Origin of the sequence: Burkholderia sp. 4NA327C6, from assembly GCF_005502655.1 — a bacterium.
GTDB classification, from domain to species: domain Bacteria; phylum Pseudomonadota; class Gammaproteobacteria; order Burkholderiales; family Burkholderiaceae; genus Burkholderia; species Burkholderia contaminans.
The window spans coordinates 1-10,742 of sequence record NZ_SCNZ01000096.1; the positions used below are offsets into that span (position 1 = coordinate 1).

The 10,742-nt window shown below is 67.2% G+C and carries 12 protein-coding genes; 7 read left to right on the plus strand and 5 right to left on the minus strand.

Annotated features, from left to right (window positions below; genetic code table 11):
• The 3 genes from FFS49_RS41245 to FFS49_RS41255 all read left to right on the plus strand — a co-directional run.
• On the plus strand, positions 1 to 521 hold a 521-nt coding region (locus FFS49_RS41245), incomplete at its 5' end, for an efflux RND transporter permease subunit (RefSeq protein WP_137951074.1).
• Positions 514 to 816, plus strand: a complete 303-nt coding sequence (locus tag FFS49_RS41250; RefSeq protein WP_137909975.1) for a DUF3240 family protein — start codon at positions 514 to 516, stop codon at positions 814 to 816. The genes FFS49_RS41245 and FFS49_RS41250, both read left to right, overlap by 8 nt.
• Positions 813 to 2,066, plus strand: a complete 1,254-nt coding sequence (locus tag FFS49_RS41255; protein WP_137909976.1) for a TolC family protein — start codon at positions 813 to 815, stop codon at positions 2,064 to 2,066. Before FFS49_RS41250 ends, FFS49_RS41255 begins: the two co-directional genes overlap by 4 nt.
• A gap of 208 nt (positions 2,067 to 2,274) precedes the next feature.
• Here the strand turns inward: FFS49_RS41255 and FFS49_RS41260 are convergent, their stop codons facing one another.
• Complete coding sequence (locus FFS49_RS41260) at positions 2,275 to 3,621, minus strand: cation diffusion facilitator family transporter (protein WP_137909977.1); 1,347 nt, start codon at positions 3,619 to 3,621, stop codon at positions 2,275 to 2,277.
• A 195-nt stretch (positions 3,622 to 3,816) separates the two neighbouring features.
• Here FFS49_RS41260 and FFS49_RS41265 point away from each other — a divergent pair, with 195 nt between their 5' ends.
• Positions 3,817 to 4,758, plus strand: coding sequence for an SAM-dependent methyltransferase (locus FFS49_RS41265; RefSeq protein WP_137909978.1), 942 nt, complete (start codon positions 3,817 to 3,819; stop codon positions 4,756 to 4,758).
• 70 nt (positions 4,759 to 4,828) lie between these two features.
• Positions 4,829 to 6,169: an MFS transporter gene (locus tag FFS49_RS41270; protein ID WP_137909979.1), complete on the plus strand. Its 1,341-nt coding sequence runs from the start codon at positions 4,829 to 4,831 to the stop codon at positions 6,167 to 6,169.
• A 170-nt stretch (positions 6,170 to 6,339) separates the two neighbouring features.
• Here FFS49_RS41270 and FFS49_RS41275 read toward each other — a convergent pair whose 3' ends face one another.
• Entirely contained in the window at positions 6,340 to 6,954 is a 615-nt protein-coding gene (locus FFS49_RS41275; protein WP_137909980.1) for a TetR/AcrR family transcriptional regulator, read from the minus strand.
• 455 nt (positions 6,955 to 7,409) lie between these two features.
• Between FFS49_RS41275 and FFS49_RS41280 the strand changes: the two genes are divergently transcribed.
• On the plus strand, positions 7,410 to 7,955 hold the full coding sequence (locus FFS49_RS41280) for a sigma-70 family RNA polymerase sigma factor (protein ID WP_171026918.1): 546 nt from the start codon (positions 7,410 to 7,412) through the stop codon (positions 7,953 to 7,955).
• Entirely contained in the window at positions 7,952 to 8,593 is a 642-nt protein-coding gene (locus FFS49_RS41285; protein ID WP_137909981.1) for a DUF1109 domain-containing protein, read from the plus strand. The genes FFS49_RS41280 and FFS49_RS41285 overlap by 4 nt, the downstream gene beginning before the upstream one ends.
• A gap of 10 nt (positions 8,594 to 8,603) precedes the next feature.
• On the opposite strand, the gene FFS49_RS41290 is transcribed toward FFS49_RS41285, so the two are convergent.
• From FFS49_RS41290 to FFS49_RS41300, 3 genes are all read right to left on the minus strand, one after another.
• The gene (locus tag FFS49_RS41290) at positions 8,604 to 9,245 is read right to left on the minus strand and encodes a DUF1109 domain-containing protein (RefSeq protein WP_137910025.1); all 642 of its coding nucleotides are present in this window, start codon (positions 9,243 to 9,245) and stop codon (positions 8,604 to 8,606) included.
• 94 nt (positions 9,246 to 9,339) lie between these two features.
• A complete protein-coding gene (locus FFS49_RS41295; protein WP_137951075.1) occupies positions 9,340 to 9,843 on the minus strand; it encodes a DoxX family protein in 504 nt (167 codons plus the stop codon).
• A gap of 5 nt (positions 9,844 to 9,848) precedes the next feature.
• Positions 9,849 to 10,628, minus strand: a complete 780-nt coding sequence (locus FFS49_RS41300; protein ID WP_137951076.1) for a DNA-binding domain-containing protein — start codon at positions 10,626 to 10,628, stop codon at positions 9,849 to 9,851.
• Positions 10,629 to 10,742 lie beyond the last annotated feature (114 nt).

A 10,742-nucleotide genomic window follows, 5' to 3' on the forward strand; every position in this document is an offset into this window, starting at 1 on the left:
GTCTGGGGCTCGTCGTACCGCTCGCGCTCGGCATCATCTTCATGATCCTGTTCTCGACGTTCGGCTCGGTGCGCCAGGCGCTGCTCGTGCTGAGCAACATCCCGTTCGCCCTGGTGGGCGGCATCGTCGGGCTGTGGCTCACCGGCGAGTATCTGTCGGTACCGGCGGCCGTGGGGTTCATCGCGCTGCTCGGGATCGCCGTGCTCAACGGCGTCGTGCTTGTCAGCTATTTCAATCAGTTGAACGCGCAAGGATTCGACCTCATCGAATGCGTCAGGCAGGGCGCGCGACGCCGGCTGCGCCCGGTCCTGATGACGGCCTCGATCACCGCGTTCGGCTTGATTCCGCTGCTGTTCGCGACCGGCCCCGGCTCCGAGATCCAGCGCCCGCTCGCCATCGTCGTGATCGGTGGGCTGATCACCGCAACCGCGCTGACGCTCATCCTGCTGCCGCTGCTCTATCTACGCTTCGGACGGCCACAACCGACCGGGCTCGCCACGCCGGAGGTCCTCCATGACTGACTACTGCGTCAACCTGTTCGCGCCGCTCGCGGCCGAGGAACGGGTGCTCGACACGCTGCTGACCATCGGCGAGGCGGGCATATTTTCGAGCACGGCCGCGCACGCCCACGGGTTCGCGCACGGCAAGCTGAGCACTCGCGAACAGGTGAGCGGGCGCAGCAGCGCCGTGCTCGTCCAGGTACTGGTTGCCGCGGACGGGCTGACCGCACTGATCGATCAATTGCAGGAAGAACTCGCCCGCAGCCGCGTGCGCTATTGGGTCACGCCCGTGATCCGACAAGGAGAATTCAGATGAAGTGGCTCAGATGGGCGTTGCCGTCGGCAGCGCTCGCGGCGGTGTCCGTGGGCGTCGTCCACGCCCAGTCGGTACCGACGCCGGTATTTCTGCCGACTGACGCGCAGGCCAGCGCGTGGATCGATGCCGACCTGTCTGTCGTGCGCGCACACAGCGTAGCGCAGGCAGCCGGTCACGGCGGTGCGGCCGTCGCGGCGTCGCCGTACGAGTGGACGACGCGCGTTCAAGGCCAGCGCCGGCGGTATCAGGACACCGGCGTCAATTCCGCCGAGTGGGCCGTCCAGCTCGAACGCACCATCCGCATCAACGGCAAGGCCGGACTCGACCGGCATCTGCGCGATGTCGAGGATCAGATCGGACGGGCCCGCGTCGCGGAAGCCCGGCACGAATCGGCGCGAGCGCTGGCCGACATGTGGTCCGCCGTGGTGGTCGCCGAACGCCAGCGAGCCCTGCTCGACGAACAGGTGAGCTTTGCCCGCGGCAACGTCGATGCCGTGAAGAAGCGCATGCGCGCCGGCGACGCATCGGCGCTCGACGTGAACGTGGCGCAAGCCGATCTCGGTGATGTGCAGCGCGAGGCCAGCGCCGCGGTCACGGCGCTGACCAATGCCCGAGCCGCGTTGCGGTCGCGCTTTCCGTCGGCGGCGCCGGAAGCGTCGCCGCTGCCCGAACCGCATCCCGCGTTGCTGACAGAGCCGGCCTGGCGCGAACGCGTGATCGGCGAATCCGAAACGGTCGAAGCCGCTCAGGGCGAGTATGAGAAATCGACGTTGACTGCGCGGCGCACCCGTGCCGACCGCGTGCCCGATCCGACCGTCGGCGTGTTCGCCGCGACCGAAGCGCGCCGCAACGAGAAGATCATCGGTCTGAGCGTGAGCATTCCGTTCTCGGGCACCTATCGCTCCGAACGCGCGCTGCAGGCCGGCAAGGAAGCGGACGCCGCGCATGCGTCGCTGCTACGCGCCAAGCTCGATGCCGATCTCGACGCAACGCAGACCTATTCGGAAGCGCAGGGCAGCCTCGAGCGCTGGCGCATTGCGCAGGATACCGCCCGGCTCGCCACCGAGAACGCGCGGCTGATGCAGCGCACCTACACGCTCGGCGAAGCGGATCTGCAGTCGCTGCTGTTTTCCCGGCGGCAGTCGCTGGACGCGTCGCGCGCCGCGATCGACGCTCAGGGGCAAGCCGTCCGCTGGGAAACGCGGCTGCTGATCGACGCACACCTGATCTGGGGGCTCTCCCGCAGTTGACCCCGCCGTGCGCGAACGCTCCCGTCCACACACGTTGAAGTCGTCTGCGGCCGGTCCCACGCGCCATGCCGGTCCTTGGTGCGCCGGCTGCCCCTTTTGCCCGGCCGGTGGCCGGGCTTTTTTTCCTCGAGGTGTCGTCTCGCGTCGCGACAGAACAACCGGGGCGCGGCACCGGCAGAGCCAGCCCCGCCTGTTATCGGGCCGGAACTCAGTGGTGATGCCCCTCGGGCTCGACCATCCTGAACGGCAGGGTTTGTGTATCAACCCGGCTCGACAGCCGCAGTTCGGCGTCGAATTCATGCGGCTCCGCCGGCGCGACGGTGCTTTCGAAACGGGTGCGCGCCGCATCCGACGGAACGAGCGGCAGTCGCTCGATCTGCCCACCCGGACGCGCAATCTCGACCACGGCCTCCAGGTCGCGGGCCGGTTCGCGCACGCTCAGGCGCATGCGCTCGCCGTCGACCGTGTCGACGATTTCCAGCAGGCCCGATGCGATCGAGCAGTCGAAGCGGAACGGCTCTGGCGCATGATGATGCGCGTCCGCATCGGCATGCACGGTCGCAGGCTGTGCGCCGCTGGTGTCGAACTGCACGGTGGCGGCGTCGAGCGACGGCAAATGGTCGTGCAGCGTGTTCTGCAACGCCAGCGTGATGCCGTTGGCCTGCGCGACCGGCAGCGCCGGATCGACCGCGATGGTGAGTTCCGCACGCAGCCGGTGCCCCAGCCAGCGCGCCTTGACGTCGACGACGCGTGCGACACCCGGCACATGGGCGATCGAATGGCGAATGTCCTCGAGTACGTCCGGGCCGATGCCGTCGAGGCTGCGGGTGATCACGGCGCGCGCGGACTGCCAGACAATGCCGAAAATGGCGATCGTGATCAGCAGGCCGATGATCGGATCGGCCAGCGGGAAGCCGGCCCACACGCCGATCGCGCCGACCACCACCGCGAGGCTCGTCAGGCCGTCGGTCCGGGCGTGATAACCGTCCGCAATCAACGCCGCGCTATTCATTGCCCGACCGACGCGAATCCGGAACACGGCAACCACCTCGTTGCCGACGAAACCGATCACGCCCGCCACTGCGACCGCCGCCAGTTGCGTGATGGGTTGCGGATGGATCAGACGGTCGATCGCCTCGTAACCCGCCACGAGCGCGCTGATCAGGATGATCACGACGATCAGCATCCCGGCGATGTCTTCGACCCGCCCCAGACCATAGTTGAACGTCGCGGTCGGCTTGCGGCGCACGAGCACGAATGCGATCCACAACGGAATCGCGGTGGTGGCGTCGCCGACGTTATGAATGGTGTCGGCCAGCAGCGCGACGCTGCCCGACGTGAAGACCACGATCAACTGGAGGATCGATGTGATCGCGAGGATCACGAACGACCACTTGATGGCCCAGATACCGCGCTCGGACGTGGACAGGCTCGGATCGACCACCCCGTGCGTATGCCCGTGCGGCCCCGCACCGCGTGCGTGCCCGTGCGCGCCGTGCCCATGATTGCCCTCGTCGCCGCCAAAGCCGAACCACTCCCTGACCTTCGTCCACATGATGACCTCCCGGTTACCCCGATTCACGATGCATCGGCGTCGCGGCATCGCATGCGCCCCGACGAAACGCCTTTATATGCTTATAACCTATCCTCCTGGAGGGGATGTTACACTACGCGCGCTTCGTTCGGCGCGCCGATGCTTCGCCGCTGCTGTTGCGTCTCGCAATGATTAAACCCGCTCGGTTACCCAAGGATGACTCTCGACGATCCGGTGAAGGTGCTCGCCTGGCTGCAGCGCCGCCCTTCGGCCAGCGAACTGCGCTCGGCCTTTCCCGCCGAATGGGACAGCATGGAACGCGAACTGGAAGGCGCGCTGCAGACGCGCGACCCGAGCCGCCTGCATCGCCTGCTGAACGCGGAGGCGCCGTCGGCCAAGCGCCGCGTGCGCGGTACACCCGGCCGTAAGGAGAAGCAGGCACTCGCTCGCACCGCGGTTCGCCAGCAGATGGCGCGCGTCGCCCTCCAGCGTTATGCAACGGCGCTCGCCACCAGCCGTACGTCGGGCAAGATCCGATTCAACCTGTTCAACGGCTGGCTCACGCAGCGCCTGCTGTTCCGGCGCGGCCTCGAGCGCAAGCCGGTTTCGATGACGTGGTTTCGGCTCCTCTGGCCGCTGGTCTGGCAGAAACGTTATCTGATGCCGCTCGTCGAACCCAGGGGAATCTACTGTTTCTATTCGAAGCAGTTCATCCGCCAGTTGAAAGAAATCATCGGGGGACGTGGCTGCCTCGAGGTCGGCGCGGGAGACGGAACCTTGACGCGGTTTCTGCAGGAGGCCGGCGTGCGAGCAACGGCGACCGACGATCACAGCTGGGCACACCGGATCGCGTACCCGGAATCCGTCATCCGGATGGACGCGCATACGGCTCTGCACGAATACCCGTCGGCCGTCGTGATCTGCTCGTGGCCGCCGGCCGGCAACGACTTCGAGCGCGAGATCTTGCGGAGCGACGACGTCGACATCTATCTGGCGATCGTCAGCGTCCATCGCGCGGCGAGCGGCAACTGGCGCGACTACGAACAGCAGACCCGTTTCACGCTGGAGCGGCGGCCGGATCTCGCGCGGTTGCTGCTGCCGCCCGAACTCGGCTGCGATGTGCTGATGTTCACGCGCCGGCCCGCTGCGGCCGCGTGACCGGATCGCCCGCCCCGCGGGTTTGTGCGGGCCACCCGCAATCTCGGAACGAAATCTTCTGGAGTTCAACGTGCTGGACGTCTTATCCAATCGAACCTATCGACACCTGTTCCTGGCGCAGGTCATCGCGCTCGTCGGTACGGGGCTCGCGACCGTGGCGCTCGGGTTGCTCGCCTATAACCTCGCTGGCGCGAATGCGGGCAGTGTTCTCGGCACGGCCCTCGCGATCAAGATGGTCGCGTACGTTCTGATCGCACCGGTCGTCGGTGCATTCGCCAACCGACTGCCGCGACGCGCGTTCCTCGTCGCGATGGATCTCGTGCGTGCGTTCGTCGCACTATCGCTGCCGTTCGTCACGCAGGCATGGCAGATCTATGTGCTGATCTTCCTGCTGCAATCGGCGTCCGCCGCCTTCACGCCGACGTTTCAGGCCACCATCCCGGACGTACTGCCCGACGAGAAGGACTACACACGCGCGCTGTCGCTTTCGCGCCTCGCGTACGACATGGAAAGCCTCGTCAGCCCGATGCTGGCGGCGGCCTTGCTCACCGTCATCGGGTTTCACTGGCTGTTCGGCGGCACCGTGATCGGCTTCCTCTGCTCGGCCGCGCTCGTGGTGTCGGTCCGGCTGCCCCAGTCGCGCGCGGTGCAGGTGGTCGGCAGCATCTATGCAAAAACCTTCCGCGGCATTTCGATCTACCTGCGCACACCGCGGCTGCTTGGCCTGCTCGGCTTGAATCTGGCCGCGGCGGCAGCAAGCTCGATGGTCATCGTGAACTCGGTCGTCTATGTCGAGGGCAAGCTTGGGCGCCCAAGTTCGGACGTTCCGTTCGCGCTCGCCGCATTCGGCTTCGGTTCGATGCTGATGGCCCTCATCCTGCCCAAGCTCCTGGACCAGCGCCCGGATCGCCCCGCGATGCTGCTCGGTGCGTGCATCATGGCCGTCGGGCTCGGCGCCGGCATGGTCATCTCGACACTCGGCGGGCACTACGAGTGGCACGCGTTTCTCGTCACGTGGTTCGTGATCGGTCTCGGCTATTCGATGACGCTGACACCGAGCGGTCGCCTGCTCCGCCGTTCGGCCAGCGCGGCCGACCGCCCGGCCGTCTTTGCCGCGCAGTTCTCGCTGTCGCACGTGTGCTGGCTGATCGCTTATCCCGTGGCCGGGTTTCTCGGCGCCAGGGCGGGCATGCCGTCGACCTTCGGCGTTCTCGGGTTGATGACGGTGCTTGGCATCGCGCTGGCCTGGTGGGTATGGCCTCGAATGGACCCGGACATCGTCGAGCATGAACACACGGGATCGGAGCACGATGCACATTTCGCTGAAGGCGAGCAGACCGGGCCCGGTACGCATCGGCATCCGTTCACGATCGACGGCAAGCATTCGAAGTGGCCCGACCGGCGGTCCTGAATACCCGTCACCGCCGCTGCCGGACTCCGGGAAGCAAGCCGTCGTAAAGTCAATTCGTAGAGTGACTGACACGTGAGCGGCATGCGCCACGTGGATACACTCACGACCTGGTCGCTCGTCGTGCTGATCCTCCCCACGGAGAATACGGCAATCGCTTCGATCTACAGCGCCTACGCACCGTTACCGCGTGGTCGATCCGCCCCCTCGCCGAGGAGCGCGAGCGCCGGCCGAGCGAGCCCTTCGAGCAGCAGGCGCTCCGGTCGCGTGCGCGCGAGCACGCGGATGCCGATGTGCACCCCGAGCAGCAAGCTCGCCAGGTCGTCGGCGGAACGGTCAGACGGAATATCCCCCGCTGCCTGGCCGGCGGCGATCTGATTCCGGAAGAACACCTGTACCCGATCCAGCACGCCGGCGATCATCGACCGGAATTCCGGATCGTGCGGCGCGACCTCGAGCGCCGAATTGACGAGAAGGCACCCTTTTCGATCCTCGTCGTCGACCGAACGGTCGATGATCTCGCGAAAGAAGCCTTTGATGATTTCGCGAGGCGGCAGCGTTGCCTCGAGCCGCGATTGCCGGTCGCCGAAACTGCGCTCGACATAGTGCGAAAGCGCGCGCCGAAACAGCGTGCGCTTGTCGCCGAACGCGTTGTAGAGGCTCGCGCCCGTGATGCCCATGTCCTGCGCGAGATCGCGTACCGACGTCGCCTCGTAACCGTGGATCCAGAAGCGGTAGACCGCGGCGTCGAGCGCGGCCGATTCGTCGAATTCCCGGGGGCGGGCCATGGTCGTATTCCTCCTTTCCGGGCGCTCGCAATGCCCCGCATTGCAATGCACGGGGTACCGCGATATTCTAGATCGCTCGATCTAAAATTGCTTGCCACGACATGGCGGCATGTCGGCGGAGCATCCGGCGCCGGCACCTGGGTCGCAATCGGCCGCCGGCCGGCGTGGCCGATCGAGATTGCTGCGCCGCGCGGTTTCGTTACGGCAGGCGCGCACGGTATCCGGCCGATGCATCGGCCCGGGCGGAACGTCGAATCGGACAAGGAACCGCGGCATGGGCATCGGAAATGGGCGAATGGCGATCACGAATGGATCGAACGGCGTCGAGCGCAGGCTCACCGGCTGGCCTGAAGCGCTAGCGCGCGCAACGCGACGCGCCGGCGCCGGCGCCGGCGTTCGGAGCGTGACGCGGCCGCCGCAACTCGGCTTGGCGCGATAGATCCGGAGGCCCGATCTTGCATTCTGTGGAATCGCGCCTGAGAGCGCTATTCGTCAGCGGCCTCGCCGGCAATGCGTCGGATTACCGGTCGTTCCTCTCGGAGCTGACCCGCCACGTGCGCGGCTTTCTGCGCAAGCGGATTCCGCAGTTCGACGCGGATATCGAAGATCTCGTGCAGGAGATCCTGCTTGCCGTCCATAATGCACGTCACACCTATCGCGCGGACGAACCGCTGACCGCATGGGTGCATGCGATCGCGCGCTACAAGCTGATGGATTTCTTCCGCACGCGCGCGCGTCGCGAAGCGTTGCACGATCCGCTCGACGATCACACGGATATCTTCTCCGAACCCGACGACGACGCGTCCGACGCGCATCGCGACATCGGCCGGCTACTCGATCATCTGCCCGACAAACAGCGGCTGTCGATCCTGCATGTGAAACTGCAGGGCTTGTCGGTCGCCGAGGCGGCACAGTTGATCGGCGCATCCGAATCCGTCGTCAAGGTCAGCATCCACCGGGGATTGAAGGCGCTCGCGGCGCGCGTGCGAGGAGTGATATGAAAACGGACGATTTCATCGACATGCTGGCGGCGGGTGTCACTCCCGTCGACCGCGGCGTCCCGGCCAGGCGTCTGGGCGGCGCGCTGGCCATCGCTGCGGTGGGCGCCGTGCTGCTGATGACGATCGCGTTCGGCGTGCGCCCCGATCTGTCGGCCGTGATGCGCACGCCGCTCTTCTGGGCGAAGCTCGCTTTTCCGGCTTGCGTGGCGGCAGGCGCGATCGTGGCGGCCGTGCGGCTTGCCCGTCCAGGCACGGCCGTCGGCGCCGGCTGGCCGATCGTCGGCGCCGGTGTCGTGGCGGTATGGATCGCGGGCCTCTACGCGGTCGCGACGGCCGGATCAGGCGACCGGCTCGCAGTCGTGCTCGGTCAGACGTGGCGCGTGTGCCCGTTCAACATCGTGTTTCTGTCGGTGCCCGGTTTCGTTGCGATGTTCGTCGCGATCCGGGGGCTGGCGCCGACTCGGCTGCGTACCGCGGGCGCCGCGGCGGGACTCGCCACGAGCGCGATCGCGACGATCGCCTATTGCTTCCACTGCCCGGAAATGAGCCCCGCGTTCTGGAGCGTCTGGTATCTGCTCGGGATGGCGTTGCCGGCTGTGCTCGGCGCGCTCGTCGCGCCAGTGTGGTTGCGCTGGTAGGCACGGCGCGTCACCAGCGCAGCCACAGCGGCGCGAGCGCCGCGCCCAGGGCCACCGTGAGCACGAGCGACAGCACGTACCAGACGCCCCAGAACGGAATCGACATCTCGGCGCAGTAGAGCGAATAGACGATGAGCGCCTGTGCACCCGCAAGGAGGCCGGCGCTCGCACCGGCAAGCATGAGGCGCGTCGGCGCGAGCTGCTTCATCGCGTGCAATGCGGCAGCGAGCGGCGGCAACGACAGCAGCACGACGTCCGCGACCGTGGTCCGCCATGTCGTTCCGAGTACCAGCTGCAGCCGATAGCCGTGCGGGGTTGCGATCAGGACGGCACTCGTGGCGAGCAGCATCGCGGCGACCGGCAGCGCGGTCGCGAGCCCGGCGGGGGAGAGATGCGCGCCGGGGCGCCCAAGGCGTTCGGCGAGCCGTGTCGCCGAGAAGACGACGGCGAGCGGAAACGCGAGCCGTGCCCAGAACATCGTTGTCAGGATCAGTTGCGGCATGTCGCTGCGGATGCCATACAACGCGATGAGAAGCGCGATGCTGCCGCCAAAGCCGATAACCAGCGCGCGGTACAGCCGCTGCGAAACCGCGCCGGGTTCGACCGGCGTCAGATCGGCTGCAAGACGGGTAACCAGATCTCGGGTTTTCATCGCCAAAGGGGCGGAGCGCGCGGGGCGTGCCGGTGCGGTCTGTTGCTGCGGCGCGGAAATCCGGCCGCCGTCGGTGCGTCGCGAAGCCGCCGGCTCAGTCGCGCGGCGAGCGGTCGCCGAGCAGATGATCGATCGAGAGGCGGCCTGGGCCCCACGCCGCGATGCCGAGGGCCATCGCGGCCCATGTCAGGTGGATCGGCCAGCCGTCCGGCACCGTCAGCTCGACGATGCAGGTCATCAGGAACAGGCCGGCCGCTGCGAAGCGCGTGCCGAAGCCGAGCACCAGGAGCACGGGGAACAGCACCTCGCCGAAGCCGGACAGGAACGCGAACACGGCTGGCGCGGGGAACGCGTATGGGCCGCCGGGCAGGTGCAACTGGAATTCGCTCGTGAACAATTCGATCGCGGTGTCGTTGAGTCGAAGGAAACCGTCCCACTTGAGGATGCCCGATTTCCAGAACGGCACCGCGAGCGCGAGCCGCAGCGCGAGTTGCGCGAGCCAGGGGCGGGCGAGCCACTGGACGCCGTGCCGCGCGCGGCCGACGAGCGATGCGAGCGCGTGCAGCGGCGAGTGTTCGGCAGTGTGCAGCTCGGACATGATGGTCAGGCTCCGGAATGGACAGCGGTGAACACGCCGGCTTCGATCATGCCGCGCAAGGCGGCCGGGAGATCGAAGGCGGGATGGTCCTCGAGGGCGATAGCGACGGCGTCGCCGAGCGACGCGCCGTCGATCAGGCTGATCAGGAACGCGGCGCCGCCGGGCGGGAGCCGGGAGACGATCACGTCGTACGCCGGGCGCGTGACGAGCGCGTCCTCGGCATCGCCGGAGCGCGGTGGCGTGACGGGGCCGTCGGCCCGGTTCATCGCGAAGATCGAGACGGCCGGATACGGCGAGCGCACGATGCGGGTGGCCGGATGCGGAACGAGACGCACCGCGGCCAGCGCATCCGGCGCAATCGCCGCGAATGCGTCGGCGGCGAGCGTTGGCAGATCGGCCGCGTGATACGCGTCGAGCCATGCCCGCTCGATACGAGCGGTGTCCGCGAGCCACGGCATCGAACGCGCGTAATCGTAGCTGGCGATGAAGTCCGGAAAGTCACGCCCGTATTCGAACAGCAACGGTGAGACGGGCAGCGTTTCGCGCACGTGAAAGCGTGCCATCGCGCGGAAGAACTCGACGCCGACGATGCGTTGCACGGACGGGTAAATCGCGGCGAGCGCGTCGATCAGGCTGACCGTCACGTTGTTGCGGTAGACGTCGTAGCGGCGGGCGACGCGCTTACCTCCGTAGGCGATCGCGTCGTTCGGCGCGCCGATCGCCGGATTCGTGAGGCCCGGCGCGAATGCGCACGCGTAATCCGGCGGGATCGCATCAGAGCGCATGATCGGCCTCCTCCGTCGGCGATGCGACGGGCTCGATCATGATCCGGCGAGCTTCGAGGGCCTGCGCGCGCAACACGGGCCAGCCGGGAAGCTGGCTGTCCCATTCGACGAGCG